Source organism: Yinghuangia sp. YIM S10712, assembly GCF_051388935.1.
In the GTDB taxonomy this organism is placed as follows: Bacteria; Actinomycetota; Actinomycetes; order Streptomycetales; family Streptomycetaceae; genus Yinghuangia.
The window spans coordinates 512,223-530,245 of the sequence record NZ_JBPKBI010000002.1; the positions used below are offsets into that span (position 1 = coordinate 512,223).

The window sequence follows — 18,023 nt, forward strand, 5'->3', positions numbered from 1 at the left end:
GGTTACGCCATGCGGTCATCGGTTCCGGAACTGCCTGCCGTGTTCCGTCCGGGAGCACTAGCATGACCGGGACGACCACGAACCTTGACCAGCATGTGTACGAAGCGGCAGAGCACTGAGCCAGAGACGAGTGGAGCCGACCGGGACGCGGGCCTGCCCGGGTCGCCGGATCGAAGAGGGTGGGCCATGACGGAGAAGGCCAAGATCCTCCTGGTCGATGACCGTCAGGAGAACCTGCTCGCGCTCGAGGCGATCCTGTCTGCGCTCGACCAGACACTCGTGCGCGCACATTCCGGAGAGGAAGCCCTCAAGGCACTCCTGACGGACGAGTTCGCGGTGATCCTGCTGGACGTCCAGATGCCCGGCATGGACGGTTTCGAGACCGCGGCGCACATCAAGCGCCGCGAGAAGACCCGCGACATTCCGATCATCTTCCTGACGGCGATCAACCACGGTCCGCACCACACGTTCCGCGGTTACGCGGCGGGAGCCGTCGACTACATCTCCAAGCCGTTCGACCCGTGGGTGCTGCGCGCCAAGGTCGCGGTCTTCGTCGACCTGTACAAGAAGAACTGCCAGTTGCGCGAGCAGGCGGCGCTTTTGCGGGGCCGCCTCGATGCCGTGCCGGGTGAATCATCGCGCGGCCACGACGTGCTCTCGGAGCTCTTCACGCGCCTTGCCGCGCTGGAGGAGAGCGCCGACGGCATGGCCAAGCAGTTGGAGGCCAATGCGGACCCGACGCTCGTCGCCTCCGCAAATCAGGTCCTCAGCCGCGTCGGGCGACTCCGGGCGGTGCTGGACGCGCTGGTTCCCACGCCCGCCGGCCACGGCGGACCGACGTCGGAGCGTGGCGGGGCTCCGCCGGCCGCCCGCCGCCCGCCGGATGCGGGCTGAGACACCGTCAGCGAACCGCCTGGGCGACGTACCGGACAGATCCGGGCGGATCGTCATATCGCCGCATCATGCGTTTGCGACACGAGCCGATGAGTCGCCGGTGACGCATGAGACGCGGGGGCCCGAGGGGTAGCCTCGCCCTTATGGCCACGCGCACCTCGGGCGGCGGCGCCCGGACCGGCGCGACCGCGAAGAAGAAGGCCCCGGCCAAGAAGTCGGCGCAGCCGCCTCCGCCGCCTCCGAAGCAGGGCGCGTTCGAAAAGATCGGTGACCTCGCCTTCCGCCTCATCAAGGGCGTCTGGCTGGGCCTCGCGCACGCGCTCGGCGGGCTGTTCCGCAGCATCGGCCACAGCGCCCGGGGGCTCGACCCCGCGCACCGCCGCGACGGTGTGGGGCTGGCCCTGCTGGGCCTCTCCATCGTCATCGCTTCCGGGGCGTGGGGCGATGTCAACGGCCCGGTCGGCGACGCGGTCGACGCGGTCGTGGCCGGATTCGTCGGCAGGCTCGACGTTTTGGTGCCGTTCCTGGTCGCCGCGTTGTCCGTCCGCATTCTGCGGCACCCCGACCGGAAGGACGCCACCGGTCGCGTCGTCATCGGCTGCGTCGCACTCGTCGCGGGCGTCCTCGGGCTCATCCACATCGGTTCGGGGGCGCCGCGTCCCAGCGACGGCGCCACGGCGATGCGGGACGCGGGCGGCTGGGTGGGATGCACGTTCTCCGTCCCGTTCATCGAGTCGGTCACCGTCTGGGCGGCCATACCGCTGCTCCTCCTGGTGATCTGCTTCGGCCTGCTGGTCGTCACCGCGACACCGATCGCCTCCGCGCCGCGTCGGCTGCGCGCCTATCTCGGGTTTCCCGGCGGCGAGGATCTTGACGACCCGGACTACGACGCCGAGTTCGTCGATGCGGATTACGACGAATATGGCGAGGTGCTCGACGAGGAGCCTCCGGTTTCCCGGCCGAGGCGCCGCCGTCCGCCCGTTGCCGAACCTCCCGCCGCACTGCCGGGGGAGCCCGGCGGATCCGTCGGCGAGGCCGTGCGACGGCCCCGTCCGCGTCGCCGCCAGGGCTCGGCCAAAGGCCCGGATCCGATCGACGTGGCCGCGGCCGCCGCGGCCGCGCTCGACGGGGGCGGTTCGGCCCCGGTCGTGCCGTCCGCGAGACGCCGCAAGGCCGAGCGGAAGGCGGCGGAGGACGCGGCGGAGCGGGAGGCCCGGTCCGCGCCCGCGCACTCGCCCGCGCCGCCGCGCAGCGAGCAGTTGACGCTGTCGGGGGACGTCACGTACCGCCTGCCGTCGAGTGAACTGCTGGAGCGGGGAGGGCCGGGCAAGGCGCGCAGCAAGGCCAACGACGATGTGGTCGCGGCGCTTTCGCTGGTGTTCGAGCAGTTCAACGTCGACGCGAGGGTCACCGGCTTCACGCGCGGTCCGACCGTGACGCGCTACATCGTCGAGCTGGGGCCCGCGGTCAAGGTGGAGCGGATCACCGCGCTGGCGAAGAACATCGCCTATGCGGTCGCCAGCCCGGACGTCCGCATCATCAGTCCCATCCCCGGTCGGTCCGCGGTCGGTATCGAGATCCCCAACACCGACCGCGAAATGGTCAATCTGGCCGACGTGCTGCTGTCCGACGAGGCGATCGCGGACAGTCACCCGATGGTCGTCGCGCTGGGCAAGGACGTCGAGGGCGGGTTCGTGGTCGCGAACCTCGCCAAGATGCCGCACGTCCTGGTCGCGGGTGCGACGGGCGCGGGCAAGTCTTCGTGCATCAACGGCCTGATCACGTCGATCATGATGCGTGCCACGCCGGACGAGGTGCGGCTGGTGCTGGTCGACCCCAAGCGCGTCGAACTGACCGCGTACGAAGGCATCCCGCACCTGATCACGCCGATCATCACCAACCCGAAGCGCGCCGCCGAGGCTTTGCAATGGGTGGTGCGTGAGATGGACATGCGCTACGACGACCTGGCCAACTTCGGGTTCCGGCACGTCGACGACTTCAATCGGGCGCTGCGTTCGGGAAAGTTGACGACGCCGCCCGGGAGTGAACGCGAACTGCGGCCGTACCCTTACCTGCTGGTCATCGTCGACGAGCTCGCCGACCTGATGATGGTGGCGCCGCGGGACGTCGAGGACGCGATCGTCCGTATCACGCAGCTCGCCCGCGCGGCCGGAATCCACCTGGTGCTCGCGACGCAGCGCCCGAGCGTGGATGTGGTGACCGGCCTGATCAAGGCGAACGTCCCGTCCCGCCTGGCGTTCGCGACCAGTTCGCTCGCGGACAGCCGGGTCATCCTCGACCAGGCAGGCGCGGAGAAGCTGATCGGCAAGGGCGACGGGCTGTTCCTGCCGATGGGTGCCAACAAGCCGATCCGCATGCAGGGCGCGTACGTCACCGAGGCGGAGATCGAAGCGGTGGTCGGGCACTGCAAGGAGCAGTTGCAGCCGGAGTACCGCGAGGACGTCGCGGCTGTCGGCGGGCAGAAGAAGCAGATCGACGAGGAGGTCGGCGACGACCTCGATCTGCTCTGTCAGGCGGCGGAGTTGGTGGTCACGTCGCAGTTCGGGTCCACGTCGATGCTGCAGCGCAAACTCCGCGTAGGGTTCGCCAAGGCGGGCCGGCTGATGGACCTCATGGAGTCGCGGGGCATCGTCGGTCCGAGTGAAGGCTCCAAAGCCCGCGACGTGTTGGTCAAGCCCGACGAACTCGATCAGGTACTGACAACCTTGCGCGGGGAATGAGCATTACTGCTCTACTCGCGTCCGCTCGCGATCAAGTGTTGCGGCTGTGCCACAACACACGTTCGCCTGCGTTCGGCCGCGAACTCCCGTTCCGGCCAGCCCTAGACTGCTTTTCGCCGCAGTGGTTGCACGCTCGGAGGCGTATACGTGTCCATCGGTCAGACTCTCGCCGACGCCCGCATCAAAGCGGGGCTCAGTGTCGAACGGGTGAGTGAGGTCACGCGTGTCAGGCAGACCCTGGTCGAGGCGATCGAGAACGACGATTTCTCGCGATGCGGCGGCGACTTCTACGCCCGAGGGCACATCCGGTCGATCGCGCGCGTGGTGGGCGTCGACGCGGAGCCGCTGATCGCCGAGTACGACGCGACCAAGGGCGGGGCCCCCGCCCCCAGCCCCTCGGTCATCTTCGAGCCCGAACGCGTCAAACCCGAACGCAAACTCGCACCGAACTGGACTGCGGCGATGGCCGCCGCCGTCGTGGTCGTGCTCGCCTTCGTCGTCTTCCAGTGGTTCGGCACCGAGGACGACGCGGACAGCAGGAACACCGCGGCCACGACCAGCGCCCCTCCGCCTTCCCCGTCGAGTCCGGAACCGGCCCCGACCACGCCGCCCGTGCCTCCGACGCAGCAGGTCGTCGCGCAGGTTCCCCCGCAGGTGACCGTGCGGGCCGACGCCGTCGAGGGCAAGAGCTGGATCAGCGTCACCGACGGGGACGGCAAGAAGGTCTTCGAGGGCACCGTCGAAAAGGGCACGCACCAGGAATGGACCCACGCCGAGGAGCTCAGGCTCGTCATCGGCAACGCCCAGGCCATCCATCTGAACGTCAACGGCAAGGACATCGGCCCCGCCAGCACCAAGAGCTCCGTGGCGCGTCTGACGTTCACCCCCGGCAACCCCCAGCAGGGCTGAGACGGCAAGCCGGCAGGCGACCGACACGAAGGCGGGCGCCGGCCGCGTGACACACCGGGCCGGCCCGGGCACGCAACGAGGGTGTGGTACGCGCGTACCGCGCCCGCGTCCGGCGACTGCCGTGTCCTGACGTAGGCTTTCCGGCATGCCCGCCCCCCGTACCGCGCCCGAAGACCGTTCCGCCGACCACGCCTCCGCAGCAGGTCCCGTCACCGCGGGCGCCGGCCGGACAGTGGCGTTGGTCACGCTCGGCTGCGCCCGCAACGAGGTCGACTCCGAGGAGTTGGCCGGGCGCCTGGAAGCCGACGGCTGGCGGCTGACGGAGGACGCCTCGGACGCGTCCGTGGTCCTGGTCAACACCTGCGGGTTCGTGGAGTCCGCGAAGAAGGATTCCATCGACACCGTCCTCGAAGCCGCCGACCTCAAGAAGGACGGCGGCACCACGCAGGCGGTCGTCGCGGTCGGCTGTATGGCCGAGCGTTACGGCAGCGAACTCGCGGGCGCGCTGCCCGAAGCCGACGCCGTCCTCGGCTTCGACGACTACGAGGACATCGCCGGCCGGCTCCGCGCGATCCTCGCGGGCGAGAAGCACACGTCGCACGTCCCGCGCGACCGCCGCAAGCTGCTGCCGCTCAGCCCCGTCGAGCGCCAGGCCGCCGCCGGCGCGGTGCCGGGGCACGGGGCGGCCGACGCCGCCCGCGCGTCCTCGCCCGAGGACCTGCCCGAGGGGGTCGCACCGGCCTCCGGGCCGCGCACCCTCCGCAGGCGGCTCGGGAGCGGGCCGGTGGCGTCCGTGAAACTCGCGTCCGGCTGCGACCGGCGCTGCTCGTTCTGCGCGATCCCGTCGTTCCGCGGCTCGTTCCTCTCGCGCCGCCCGACCGACGTCGTCGACGAGGTCCGCTGGCTCGCCGGCGAGGGCGTCCGGGAGATCGTGCTGGTAAGCGAGAACTCCACGTCCTACGGCAAGGACCTCGGCGACCTGCGCCTCCTGGAGGCCCTGCTGCCGGAACTCGCCGCGGTGGACGGCATCGAGCGGGTGCGCGTCAACTACCTCCAGCCGGCCGAGATGCGTCCCGGCCTGATCGACGTGCTGACGGGCACGGACGGTGTGGTGCCGTACTTCGACCTGTCCTTCCAGCACGCCAGTGAGCCGGTGCTGCGCCGCATGCGCCGGTTCGGCTCGCGGGAAGCGTTCGTCGGCCTGCTCGACCGCATCCGCGCCGCGGCGCCTGAGGCTGGGGCACGTTCGAACTTCATCGTCGGCTTCCCCGGCGAGACAGAGGACGACCTCGACGAGCTCATGCGCTTCCTCACCGAGGCCAGGCTCGACGCCATCGGCGTGTTCGGCTACTCCGACGAAGAGGGAACCGAAGCGGCCGGGTACGACGGCAAGCTGCCCGAAAGCGTCGTCGCCGAGCGCCTCGACCGGGTCTCCCGTCTCGCCGAAGAGCTCACCGCGCAGCGCGCCGAGGAACGCGTCGGCAGCGAAGTCACCGTACTGGTCGAGGAGATCGTCGGTGTCGAGGACGACGGCACGGTGACCGCAGAGGGCCGCGCCGCGCACCAGGCCCCCGAGATCGACGGCCTGACGATGCTGCGGGGCCGCGATCTTGTGGCCGGCACATTCGTGCGCGCCCGCGTCGTCGGCAGCGAAGGCGTCGACCTGTACGCCGAGGCGTGCGACGAGCCGCTCGCCCCGCCCGCCGAGAACGCGCGCGACCGGACCGCGGCCACGTCGTCGGGGCCCGCGCGGTGAGCGAAGACCTCCCCACCCCTCCCTCCCGCTCTTCGGACGCGGCGCGCGGATCGGCCGCCCAGCGGGCGGAAGCCGTTCGCGCCGCGGCGCACCAGCGCGCCGAGGCGGTCAGGGCGGCGGCGGCGCAGCGTGCGGAGGCGGTCCGTGCCGCGTCCGCCCACCCGGTGGAGGCGGTGCGCACGGCGGCCGCCAACCATCCGCCCAAACCCGACCGACTCGGCGACCCGACCACATCGGTCAGCATCTGGAACGCCGCGAACGCGCTGACGATGCTGCGGATCGCCCTTGTCCCGTTGTTCGTCTACCTGCTCGTGCAGGACGGCGGTCACGACCCGGTGTGGCGCGCCTACGCCTGGGCCGCGTTCGCCGTCGCCAGCATCAGCGACCGCTTCGACGGCATGCTCGCCCGCCGCCACGGTCTCGTGACCGACTTCGGCAAACTCGTCGACCCGATCGCCGACAAGGCGCTCATGGGCGCCGCGCTGATCGGCCTGTCGGCCCTCGGCGACCTTCCGTGGTGGGTCACCGGCGTCGTCCTCTTCCGTGAGGTCGGCATCACGCTGATGCGCTTCTGGGTGATCAAACGCGGCGTGATTCCGGCCAGCCGCGGGGGCAAGCTCAAGACACTGCTGCAAGGCACCGCGATCGGCATGTACGTCCTGGTCGTGACCGGGCCGCTCGCGACCTTCCGGGCGTGGGTCATGGCCGTCGCGGTGATCGCCACCGTGGTGACCGGTGTGGACTACGTCGTCAAGGCGCTGCGCGGTGGGCGGGAGCAGGGCGGCAAGGCGGACGCTCCGGACGCGGCACTCGACGGTGCCCCGGCCGGCGCGACGGATGCGGGACGGACCGAATAGCGGACAGGGGGCGGGCACGATGAAGGTCGAACTCGTCGCGGTGGGCGATGAACTGCTCATAGGCGACGTCGTGAACACCAACGCGAGCCGGCTCGGACGCCTGCTCACCGATGCGGGGATGCGCGTCACCGGTGTGTCCACCGTCGGCGACGGCCTCGACGAACTCGTGGACGTGCTGCGCATCGCGGTCGACCGGGCCGACGCCGTGCTGATCACCGGCGGGCTCGGCCCGACGTCCGACGACCGCACCCGCGAAGCCGTCGCCCGGGTCGCCGGGGTCGAGCTGCGCCGCGACCCGGCCGTCGAGCGGTGGCTCCACGACCGCTACCGGCACACCGGCCACGTCATGAACAGCCTCGGTCTGCGGCAGGCCGACGTTCCCGAGGGCGGTCGGGTCCTCCCCAACGACCGCGGCAGCGCCCCCGGCCTCACGATCGACATCCGCGGCACGGCCGTCTACGCGACGCCCGGTGTGCCGCACGAGATGGCCGCGATGGTCGGGGACCAAGTACTGCCGGACATGTTGCGGCGGTCGGGGTCCCCCGCGCCGCGTGCCCAGCGCGTCCTGCGCACGGTCAGCGTCGCCGAGGGCCTTGTCGCGACGTACCTCGAACCGTTGGAGAAGGAGCTCGCGGCGGTCGGTGCGGTCGAGGTCGCCTACCTCGCGGAGCCGGGTGAGGTGCGCGTCAAGCTGACCTCGACGGTGGCCGGCGGCGGTGAGGCGGTGGACGCTGCGGCGTTGCGGGCGTACGAACTGCTCGGCGACTGCGTCTATGCGGAGGGAACCGAATCACTGGCGGCGGTCGTTGCCAGGTTGCTGGTGGAACGCGGCGCCACCGTCGCCGCCGCGGAATCGCTGAGCGGTGGTCTGCTGGCGGCGACGCTGGTGGCCGTGCCCGGTGTGTCCGCGGCGTTCCGTGGCTCGGTCACCGCTTACGCGACCGACGTCAAGGCTTCGCTGCTCGGCGTCGATCGTGCGCTGCTGGACGAGGAAGGCGCCGTGCACCCTCGTGTGGCGCGTGAAATGGCCGAGGGTGTGCGGTCACTCTTGTCGGGTACGTACGGTGTGGCCACGACCGGTGTGGCCGGTCCGGACCCGCAGGACGGGCGTCCGGTCGGCGAAGTCCACATCGCGCTGGCGGGCCCGGAGGGCACCGTCACGGTCTCCCCGCATCTGCCGGGCGACCGTGACAGGATTCGGACCTTGACCGTCGTGCGGGCCCTGGAACTGCTACGGCGTACGCTTCTCGGCCTGCCGCAGGAGCACGCCCGGGAATTCCCGGGCTGAGAGGGGGGTTGTGTCGGCGATGCGGTGCAGACGTATTGAAGCGGACAAACGTGACGAATCGTCGGTTCAGCGCGCGGGCTTCCACGCCCTCAGTGAACAGGACGGCAGACCCGGTACGCAGTCGAGGTCTGCCGGGTACGGTGGGGCTGTGTCCGTTGCAGCCGCGGTCCTAGGAGGGAGCGACCGATGATTCTGCTTCGTCGCCTGCTGGGTGACGTGCTGCGTCGGCAACGCCAGCGCCAGGGCCGCACCCTGCGCGAGGTGTCGTCGGCGGCCCGGGTCTCGCTCGGGTACCTCTCGGAGGTCGAGCGCGGCCAGAAGGAAGCGTCGTCCGAGCTGCTCGCCGCGATTTGCGAGGCTTTGGACGTGCGCATGTCGATAGTGCTCCGCGAGGTCAGCGACGAGCTGGCGCTCGCCGAGCTTGCCCACACCGAAGGGCTCACCTCCCGTCCCGTCCTGGAGCCGATCGGCTCGTCGTCGACGGAGCGGGTGCCGGGGCCGTCGTCCGGGGCGGTCGCCGCGTCGAACCAGGTGGACGTGGTCGTCGCCGCGTGATCCGCGGTGACGTGGGAGTCACGAGAGCACAGCGCGTATCGAGGGCGGTGCGGACCCGAGGCGGGTCCGGCGCCGCCCTCGCGCGTCTCACCAGGGCATGGTCGCTCCGCCGTTGGGGCGCAGAATCTGTCCCGTGGTGAACCTCGCGGCGTCGGAGGCCAGGTACGCGACGGCGTAGGCGATGTCCACCGGCTCCCCGACGCGCCTGAGCGGTGCCAGCCTCGCCATCGGCGCGGTGGTCGCGGCCTTGCGCTCTTCGTCCTCGGTGCCGTCCTCGGCGGTCCAGTGGCGCCCGGTCATGCCGGTGACGGTCCAGCCGGGGGCCACGGCGTTGACCCGCACGCCGTGCGGCCCGACCTCGGTGGCGAGGGTCTTGGTGAGCTGGACCATCGCGGCCTTCGCGGCGCCGTAGCACAGCAGCCCGGGGGCGGCGGTGTCGATCGCGCTGGACGCCATATTGACGATGCTGCCGCAGCCCTGCGGGACCATGACGCGCGCGGCTGCGCGGCAGCCGTGGAAGACACCCTTGAAGTTGACGGACAGGACGCGGTTCAAGTCCTCGTCGGTCGTCTCGACCACGGTGCTCGTGTGCATGATTCCGGCGATGTTGGCCATCACGTCGAGGCGCCCGTACTCGGCGACGACGTCGGCGACGAGGGCGTCGACGGCAGCGGAAAAAGCGGTGTCGACGGCGGCAGCGGCGGCCCGCCCGCCCGCTTCGCCGACGAGCTTGGCGGTGGCCTCGGCGCCGGTGAGGTTGATGTCCGCGCAGACGACGGTCGCACCGAGTTCGGCGAGGACCTCGGCACTGCTGCGGCCGATGCCGCTCGCGGCACCGGTGACGACGGCCACGCGGCCGGACAGATCGAGGGCGGTACGCAGCACGGTCATCCTCCCGTGGGTGCCGGGACCGGGACGCCGGCCCCACGCGGACCGTAGATTCGATCTGACGAACAGTCAATAAAGGTGTGTGGCAAGCCTCATGGACGTGAGGTGGTCAACCCGCCTGCTTTTGTTCGAGGCACCAGCGGTGAGTGTCGCCGTTCAGGGCGAACACCCCGTACCTCGCGAGCCCTTCGCAGACCTCGGCGGGCACCGCGAGTGTGGTCTCCCGGGTGACGGCGACGCTCGGGAGGGAGGCGCTGGGCCGCCGGGACGGAGGCACGCCGTGGGTCGGCCCCGGGCGGCGCGGCGGATCGCGGGGTACGTCGGTCTTGCTCGCGCCGGGTTTCGCCCCGGGCGCGCTCTTCGGGGCGGCGGGCGGCGCGGGCGGCACGGGAGTGCCCGCCGCGGGCGGTGGCGGTACGGCAGGCGGCGGCACCGGAGTCGGTACGGCCGGCACTTCGGCGGCCTCCGGCAGCACCGGAAGGGTCGGGGCCATCGGCCCGGCCGCCCCGAGCGGAATCACCGCCGCGAGGGACGCCTGCGGCGGGCGTGACGGCCCAGATGCACCGGACACGCATCCGGCGAGCACGGGCGCACAGAGGAAAGGCGCCAACAGCGCCATGCGCAACGGCCGGCGAGCGGTCACTGGATCCTCCGGGAGGGTCGCGCGGACACCCTGTACGACGACGCAGCCTCCGGTCGGTCACCCGAAGTCCCCCGGAAGGGTGGTGGCCGACGCCCGAGAAGAGCGAACAGAGCGCGTCAGCCGGGTGTGCGGCGCGAGGATGACGACGCCCGGCGGCAGGAACGATGTTCGAACGCGCGTTTGGCAGCGGGAATCCCGAATCGCTCACCGACGGTTTGCCTGCGAAGTCGGACCAGTGCCCGACACCGGGCTCCGACGGCCGTTCAGGCGTGGGAACGCCCTGACCAACGCCGCACCTCTCAGTTCCCCCCGCCCTTGGCCGGGCGCCCGACCTGCCGGTCAGGCGTGGAAACGCTCGGATCAGCGCGGCGCCTCTCGGCCTTCCCGTTGTTGGTCGGGCCCGGGCTGGCAGGTGGGGCACCAGAAGACCCACCGCTTCGGCTCGCCCGCCTCGGCGCTGCGGATCGGGGTGCGGCAGCGGCGGCATGGGCGTCCCGCGCGGCCGTACACCCAGTTCTGCCGGCCCGGGCGCGGGTCGCCCGTCGTGACGTGGCCGATGCGCTCGCGGTTCGCCGCCAGGGCACGGTGTGCGAGGTCGGCCATCGTGCGCAGGTCGCCTGCGGCGTCGACGCGGGCGAACGGCGACACACCGTTCAGAAAGCACAACTCGGCCCGGTAGACGTTGCCGACGCCCGCGAGGTTGCGCTGGTCGAGCAGCGCTTCTCCGATCGTCCGGGCGGGCTGTGCGGCCAGGCGGCGGGGCGCCTCGTCGGCGTCCCAATCGGGGCCGAGCAGGTCGGGGCCGAGATGTCCCACGACGCGGGCCTCGTCCGAGGTCCGCAGCAGGTCGACCACCGGCAGGCGCAGGCCGACCGCCGCATACGTGTCGTTCTCCAGCACGACCCGCACCTGGTCGCGTCCGCCGACGCCCCACCGGGGACCGCGTTGTGCGGACGCCGGGCGAATCCGCCACGCCCCGTCCATCCGCAGGTGCGTGTGCAGCGTGGTGTCACCGTCCACGCGGATGAGCAGGTGCTTGCCGCGTGAGACGACGCCGACCACCGCGCGCCCGGACAGGTCCACGGTCGCGTAGCGCGGCACCCGGAAATCCGTGCGCGTCAGCACGCGTCCGGCCAACGCACCGCGCAGCCGGGTCGCGGTCTGGAACACCGTGTCGCCTTCGGGCATGCGTCCATTGTCCGGGGTGCCGGAGCGTCGGGGGACGGGAGCCGCGAGGGAAAACCAAAGGGAGCACAACCGGCGCCACGCGTGCGGCCAGGAACACGTGTTCGGCACCGGTTGTGCTCTAGCCCCTACCGTGGCGCGTGCAGGGTCGTCACGGGCGAGGTTCCTCCTTCAGGGGAGGTACGGAATGGCGTTGCCTCCGTGACTCGATACTGAGCGATGGACGTGACCAGCGTGTTTCGTCCGGCGGGCGGGAAAGTAACGAAAAGGTCTCACCCACGAAGACGCAGGCCGCGCGGGGTCGCGTGGAAGCCCGCCGCTTCGAGCGCGCGGCCGAGCGACGAGGTGAGGATTCCCTCCCCGTCCGCGCGTTCGACGGTGAGTTTGCCCAGCGCTCCTTCGCGGACCGCGAGTGCCAGTGCGTCGACGGCCGGCTGGAGCCGCTGAGGATCCTCGGTCCACGTCAGCAGCGACCGGCCGCCGCGCTCGATGTACAGCACCAGTTCGCCGTCGACGAGCACCACCAGCGCGCCCGCCTTGCGTCCGGCGCGGTGGCCGCCGGCCGCTTCCCCGGGGCGGTCCGGCCAGGGCAGTGCCGCGCCGAAGGGGTTCGCGGGGTCGGCGGCGGCCAACAACAGCGCGCGCGGGCCGCCGTCCTCGCCGGCAACGGAAACCGGCGAGGTCCGACGCATCGGTCCCGCGACCGCCTCGGGAAGCCCGGCACCGAACGGATCACCGGCACCCGCCTCGGTGCGCCGCTCGGCGGCCTGCTGCAACGCCCGCAGCCGGTCCACCGCGCCGTCCGCCGCGAACTGCGCGGCGCCCAGACCCTCGACGAAGTAGCCGCGGCGCACGCGTCCGGTCTCCTCGAAGACCGACAGGACGCGGTAGGCCGCCGAGAAACCGCCCGGGCTGCCCTCCGCGACCACCGCTCCGCGCGTGACCACCCCGTGCCGGTCGAGCAGCGTCTCCGCGAGCGCGTGTGCGCGCCGGGTCGGGTCGGTCTCGCGCTCCGGCGCCAGCGACCAGCGGCCGACCGCGCTCGGCGGCGTCGTGCGGGCGGGCGTCAACGGGCGTCCGCCGCGCCCGAGACCCGCGTAGCGCCCACGCGGCGTGGCCCGGCGTGCCCGGTGTGCGGTCGATCCGGCGGTACGGCCCGATCCCATCAGTGCGCGAAGCGGCGCGAGCGTGTCACCGGTCACGTACCCGGCCCACGCGAGATCCCACAACGCCTCGACGACCTCGGCATCGGCCGGCGACGCGCTCTCGTCGGGCTGCAACTGCCGGACCCGGTCCACGATCTGACGGAAGAACAGACCATAGCCGTCGGCCAGCGCGTCCAGGATCGCGCGGTGTACCGGCCCGGGATCGAGCGGTACGGGCGGCGGCGCCAGGAGCGGCACGGCATCCGCCAGAAACAGCGACACCCAGCCGTCGTTGCCGGGCAGCGCGCCATGGCCCGTCCACACCACCTCGCCGGTCGTGCACAACTCGTCCAGCAGCGCGGGCTGGTAGCCCGACACACGGGCCGGAAGCACCAGCTTCTCCAACGCCGACGCCGGAACCGCCGCGCCCTGCAACTGCTCGATCGCACGCACCAGGCCGTCGATACCGCGCAGACCCCGTGCCCCCGGGCCTCCGACTCCCTGCCAGACCGGCAGGAAACGGGCGAGCGCGATCGGCGGAACCGGCTCGACCTCGTGGCGCAGCGCCGCGAGCGACCGACGCCGCAGCATGCGCAGGACCTCCGCGTCGCACCACTCGGTGCCGGCCCCGCCTGGCCGGAACTCGCCGGAGACCACGCGTCCGGTCGCCGACAAACGCTCGTACGCCCCGGCCACCACCGCGCCGCCGAGCCCGAACCGCGCCGCCGCGTCCGCCGCGTGGAACGGCCCCCGCGTGCGGGCGTGACGTGCCAGCAGATCCCCGAGCGGATCCCGGACCGGCTCGGTGAACGCCTCCGGAACGCCCACCGGCAGGGGAGTGCCCAGCGCGTCGCGCAACCGCCCGGCGTCCTCGATCGCCGCCCACCGCTCGACTCCTGCGATCCGCACCCGGATCGCCCGCCGCGCCTCCTCCAACGCGACCAGCCACCGCGACGTCTCCGCGGGGGCGCCCAGACTGCGCGCCGCGACCTCGTCGGTCGCCAACGGCCCGAGCAGCCGCAGGAGATCGGCCACGCCTTCCGCGTCGCGCGCCCGGCGGTCGTCGGTGAGTCTCTGCAACTCCGCCTCGGTGCGCGCGACCACGTCGGCGTCCAGCAGCTCGCGCAGCTCGGCCTGGCCGAGGAGTTCGGACAGCAGCCGGGAGTCGAGTGCGAGGGCGGCGGCGCGGCGTTCGGCCAGCGGCGAGTCGCCTTCGTACATGAACTGGGCGACGTAGCCGAAGAGAAGCGAGCGTGCGAACGGCGACGGCTCGGCGGTGGTGACCTCGACGATGCGCACCTTGCGGGCTGTGATGTCGGCCATCAGCCCGGCCAGGCCCGGCACGTCGAAGACGTCCTGGAGGCATTCGCGCATCGTCTCCAGGACGATCGGGAACGAGCCGTACTCGCTTGCCACCGACAGGAGTTGCGCGGCACGCTGGCGCTGCTGCCACAGCGGTGTGCGCCGGCCGGGCACGCGGCGCGGCAACAGCAGTGCCCGCGCGGCGCATTCGCGGAACCGGGACGCGAACAGCGCGGAACCGCCGACCTCGGCGGTCACCAGCGGGTCGATTTCGTCGGCGGCGAAGACCGCGAAGTCCGGCGGAAGGCTGAACTCGGAGTCCAGGTCGAGGTTTCCCTCGCTGCCGAACGGATCGGTGTCGGGCAGCCGCAGCACGATGCCGTCGTCGCCGTGCATCGTCTGCACGTCGAGCCCGGTCCGCTCGCGCAGCCGCGCCGCGATCGCGAGCGCCCACGGCGCGTGCACCTGAGCACCGAACGGCGAATGCACCACCACGCGCCAATCGCCCAGTTCGTCGCGGAAGCGCTCGACGACGAGGGTCCGGTCGTCCGGGATGTGGCCGCACGCCTCGCGCTGCTCCGCGAGATATGCGAGGAGGTTGTCGACCGCCCACGCGTCCAGCCCCGCCGCGGCGACCCGCTCGCGCGCCGTCTCCGGGTCCATCGCCCCGACTTCGCGCAGGAACGCACCGAGCGCGCGCCCGAGTTCGACCGGGCGGCCGAGTGCGTCGCCGTGCCAGAACGGCAGCTTGCCGGGTACGCCGGGAGCGGGGGTCACCAGCACCTTGTCGTGTGTGATGTCCTCGATGCGCCACGACGAGGTGCCGAGAGTGAACACGTCGCCGACACGCGACTCGTACACCATCTCCTCGTCGAGCTCGCCCACGCGCCGCCCGGCACCGCCCTTTTGGGAGCCCTCCCCGGAGGCGAGGAAGACCCCGAACAGACCGCGGTCGGGGATCGTGCCGCCGCTGGTCACCGCGAGGCGCTGCGCTCCCGGCCGCGCGGTCAGCGTCCCCGCGACGCGGTCCCACACCAGGCGCGGGCGCAGCTCGGCGAAGGCGTCGCTCGGGTAGCGCCCGGCGAGCATGTCGAGGACCGCTTCGTACGCCGAGACCGGGAGCGACGCGAACGGCGCCGCCCGGCGGACCAGCGCCAGCAGCTCCTCGACGTCCCAGTCCTCGACCGCGACCATCGAGACGATCTGCTGGGCGAGGACGTCCAGCGGGTTGCGGGGCGGGCGCACCGCCTCGATCGCGCCCTCGCGCATCCGCTCGGTCACCACGGCGGTCTGCACGAGGTCGCCGCGGAACTTGGGGAAGACCACGCCGCGCGAAACCGCGCCGACCTGGTGCCCGGCGCGGCCGACGCGTTGCAGGCCGGAGGCGACCGACGGCGGCGACTCGACCTGGACGACCAGGTCGACCGCGCCCATGTCGATGCCCAGTTCGAGGCTGGAGGTGGCCACCACGGCGGGCAGCCGGCCGGCCTTGAGGTCTTCCTCGACCAGCGCGCGCTGCTCCTTGGACACCGAGCCGTGGTGGGCGCGCGCGAGCACCGCGGGGGCTCCCTTGTTGCTGCCCGCCTGGGCCATCAGTTCTGCGGGCGCCCCGGACTCGGGCAGCACCTCGCCGGTCGCCCGTTCGTGGGCGATCTCGTTGAGGCGCCCGCACAGGCGTTCGGCGAGGCGCCGGGAATTGGCGAACACGATCGTGGACCGGTGGGCCTCGATCAGGTCGACGATGCGCTCTTCGACATGCGGCCACACCGAGGCCCGCTTCACCTGGCCCAGCTCGTCGTACTCGGTGGGGCGCGCGCTCAGCTCGCCGAGGTCCTCGACGGGTACCACGACCGAAAGATCGAACGTCTTCGCGGCCGGCGGCTGCACGATCGTCGCGTCCCTGGTGCCGCACAGGAACCGGGCGACCTCGTCCACCGGGCGCACGGTCGCCGACAGCCCGACACGTCGCGCCGGCTTGTCGAGGAGGCGGTCCAGGCGCTCCAGGGTGAGGGCGAGGTGCGCGCCGCGTTTGGTCCCCGCGACGGCGTGCACCTCGTCGAGGATCACCGTGTCGACGCCGCGCAGCGCGTCGCGGGCCTGGGAGGTGAGGATCAGGAACAACGACTCGGGCGTGGTGATCAGGATGTCGGGCGGTTTCGCGGCGAACCGGCGGCGGTCGGCCGCGGGGGTGTCGCCGGACCGAACGCCGACCTCGATCTGCGGCTCCGGCAGCCCCAGGCGCACCGACGCCTGCCGGATCCCGGCGAGCGGCCCGCGCAGGTTGCGTTCGACGTCGACCGCGAGGGCCTTCAGCGGCGAGATGTACAGCACACGGCAGCGGCGCCGCGGGTCGGCCGGCGGCGGCTCGGCCGCGAGCCGGTCGAGTGCGGACAGGAACGCGGCCAGGGTCTTGCCCGACCCGGTGGGTGCGACCACGAGCGCGTCGCGCCCCTCGGCGATCGCCCGCCACGCGCCGGCCTGCGCGGCGGTCGGCGCGTGGAACGCCCCCGTGAACCACTCGCGCGTCGCGGGGGAGAAAGCGTCGAGGACCGCCGTGAGGTCGTCGCTGCCGGAGGGGGTCGCGTCGTGCTCATGCATAGGCGTTCCATAGTGCCGCGCGGCACCGACAAACGGCTCTCGGCGAACCGCGGACCCATTCGGCGACCGGGCGCGATCCCGGGATAATCGGGGTATGCGACTGACCGATTTCTGGGAGCGGATGCGTGCCCACTTCGGCGAGACCTACGCCGATTCGTTCGCGCGGGACCACGTCATGACGGAACTGGGCGGGCGCACGGTCGTCGAGGCGCTGGACGCGGGCTACGACGCGAAGGACGTGTGGCGCGCGGTGTGCGTGGCGATGGACGTGCCCGCGGTGCACCGCTGACATACACGCGGCCTCCCAGGATCTTGGGCAGGGTCACTTCCAGAACTGGAAGAGCCGGTAGCCCAGCGACGCCCACTCGTCCGGTACGTCGAGAGCCTCGGTCACCTGGTGCACCTGGTCGAAGAACCAGTCGTTGATCTCCGGGGTGAACAGCAGGCCGAAGAGCAGCAGCGGTGCGAAGGGGGCGTACGGCGCGATCGCGCGGCGGAAGTCGTACGACAGCCAGGGCTCGATGATGCCGTAGCCGTCCAGGCCGGGGACCGGAAGCAGGTTGAGGATGGCCGCGATGATCTGGAGCTGCGCGTAGAACGTGAACGCCGCGTAGAACGACGGGCTCGCGCCGTCCAGCGCCGAGGAGTTGATGAGCGCGACGCAGATCCCGGCGATGGCCACGTTGGTCAGCGGCCCAGCCGCCGAGACCAGGCTGTGCTGCACGCGCTTGCGGATGCGGTCGCGTTCGATGTAGACCGCGCCGCCGGTGAGCGGGATGCCGCCGAGCAGCACGAAGATCGTCGGGATGATGAAGGTGAACAGCGGGTCGCTGTACTTGATCGGATTGAGCGTCAGATAGCCCTTGCCGATGACCGATGTGTCGCCGGCGCGCAACGCCGTGAAGGCGTGCATGAACTCGTGCAGGCACAGGGAGATGAGCCACCCTGTCATGACGAACAGGAAGACCTGGATCTCCTGATCGCCCGACCCGCGCCACAGCAGCGCGCCCGTCGCGGTGAACACCACGACAAGCGCGAGGAATATCGGCGATGGGCGCACATGCCGCAGCCGCGAGCCGGGCCGGGTCCACGCGTCGGTCATGTGTTCCTCCGAGGGTGCCCCTGGGCAGGGGACGCGACGGTCTGCTGCAAGCAGGATAGGGACTCCAGCTGCGTCGCAGGGGCGGGGTACGACTCGGCAACTTGTTGGTTTGCACTCTGCGTGCTGTCGAAGTGGAACGTGTCTCTTGTCTTCTCCGAAG

Annotated in this window: 13 protein-coding genes; 8 read left to right on the plus strand and 5 right to left on the minus strand. The window is 71.7% G+C overall.

The window, feature by feature from the left end; all coding sequences use genetic code 11:
- Nucleotides 1-186 precede the first annotated feature (186 nt).
- The 7 genes from ACRX5W_RS07650 (at nucleotide 187) to ACRX5W_RS07680 (ending at nucleotide 9,000) form a co-directional block, all read left to right on the plus strand.
- Nucleotides 187-894 carry a response regulator gene (locus tag ACRX5W_RS07650; protein WP_436787176.1) on the plus strand — a complete coding sequence of 236 codons (708 nt, stop codon included), beginning with the start codon at nucleotides 187-189 and terminating at the stop codon, nucleotides 892-894.
- Between the two features lie 143 nt (nucleotides 895-1,037).
- Nucleotides 1,038-3,635 carry a DNA translocase FtsK gene (locus tag ACRX5W_RS07655; RefSeq protein WP_436787177.1) on the plus strand — a complete coding sequence of 866 codons (2,598 nt, stop codon included), beginning with the start codon at nucleotides 1,038-1,040 and terminating at the stop codon, nucleotides 3,633-3,635.
- Nucleotides 3,636-3,782: 147 nt separating this feature from the next.
- Nucleotides 3,783-4,544 carry a helix-turn-helix domain-containing protein gene (locus tag ACRX5W_RS07660; protein WP_436787178.1) on the plus strand — a complete coding sequence of 254 codons (762 nt, stop codon included), beginning with the start codon at nucleotides 3,783-3,785 and terminating at the stop codon, nucleotides 4,542-4,544.
- A 145-nt stretch (nucleotides 4,545-4,689) separates the two neighbouring features.
- Entirely contained in the window at nucleotides 4,690-6,300 is a 1,611-nt protein-coding gene (rimO, locus tag ACRX5W_RS07665; protein WP_436787179.1) for a 30S ribosomal protein S12 methylthiotransferase RimO, read from the plus strand.
- Between the two features lie 164 nt (nucleotides 6,301-6,464).
- On the plus strand, nucleotides 6,465-7,157 hold the full coding sequence (pgsA, locus tag ACRX5W_RS07670; protein ID WP_436787515.1) for a CDP-diacylglycerol--glycerol-3-phosphate 3-phosphatidyltransferase: 693 nt from the start codon (nucleotides 6,465-6,467) through the stop codon (nucleotides 7,155-7,157).
- Between the two features lie 19 nt (nucleotides 7,158-7,176).
- On the plus strand, nucleotides 7,177-8,445 hold the full coding sequence (locus ACRX5W_RS07675) for a CinA family nicotinamide mononucleotide deamidase-related protein (protein ID WP_436787180.1): 1,269 nt from the start codon (nucleotides 7,177-7,179) through the stop codon (nucleotides 8,443-8,445).
- A gap of 186 nt (nucleotides 8,446-8,631) precedes the next feature.
- Nucleotides 8,632-9,000, plus strand: coding sequence for a helix-turn-helix domain-containing protein (locus ACRX5W_RS07680; RefSeq protein WP_436787181.1), 369 nt, complete (start codon nucleotides 8,632-8,634; stop codon nucleotides 8,998-9,000).
- An 87-nt stretch (nucleotides 9,001-9,087) separates the two neighbouring features.
- Here the strand turns inward: ACRX5W_RS07680 and ACRX5W_RS07685 are convergent, their stop codons facing one another.
- From ACRX5W_RS07685 to ACRX5W_RS07700, 4 genes are all read right to left on the minus strand, one after another.
- Nucleotides 9,088-9,891 (minus strand): SDR family NAD(P)-dependent oxidoreductase, encoded by an 804-nt coding sequence (locus ACRX5W_RS07685; protein WP_436787182.1) that lies wholly within the window; start codon nucleotides 9,889-9,891, stop codon nucleotides 9,088-9,090.
- A gap of 106 nt (nucleotides 9,892-9,997) precedes the next feature.
- Nucleotides 9,998-10,381 (minus strand): hypothetical protein, encoded by a 384-nt coding sequence (locus ACRX5W_RS07690; protein WP_436787183.1) that lies wholly within the window; start codon nucleotides 10,379-10,381, stop codon nucleotides 9,998-10,000.
- A gap of 510 nt (nucleotides 10,382-10,891) precedes the next feature.
- Nucleotides 10,892-11,719 carry a DNA-formamidopyrimidine glycosylase family protein gene (locus ACRX5W_RS07695; RefSeq protein WP_436787184.1) on the minus strand — a complete coding sequence of 276 codons (828 nt, stop codon included), beginning with the start codon at nucleotides 11,717-11,719 and terminating at the stop codon, nucleotides 10,892-10,894.
- Nucleotides 11,720-11,988: 269 nt separating this feature from the next.
- Complete coding sequence (locus ACRX5W_RS07700; RefSeq protein ID WP_436787185.1) at nucleotides 11,989-16,761, minus strand: ATP-dependent helicase; 4,773 nt, start codon at nucleotides 16,759-16,761, stop codon at nucleotides 11,989-11,991.
- A gap of 94 nt (nucleotides 16,762-16,855) precedes the next feature.
- Here ACRX5W_RS07700 and ACRX5W_RS07705 point away from each other — a divergent pair, with 94 nt between their 5' ends.
- On the plus strand, nucleotides 16,856-17,050 hold the full coding sequence (locus tag ACRX5W_RS07705; RefSeq protein ID WP_436787186.1) for a DUF3046 domain-containing protein: 195 nt from the start codon (nucleotides 16,856-16,858) through the stop codon (nucleotides 17,048-17,050).
- Nucleotides 17,051-17,083: 33 nt separating this feature from the next.
- Here ACRX5W_RS07705 and ACRX5W_RS07710 read toward each other — a convergent pair whose 3' ends face one another.
- Complete coding sequence (locus ACRX5W_RS07710) at nucleotides 17,084-17,863, minus strand: site-2 protease family protein (protein WP_436787187.1); 780 nt, start codon at nucleotides 17,861-17,863, stop codon at nucleotides 17,084-17,086.
- Nucleotides 17,864-18,023 lie beyond the last annotated feature (160 nt).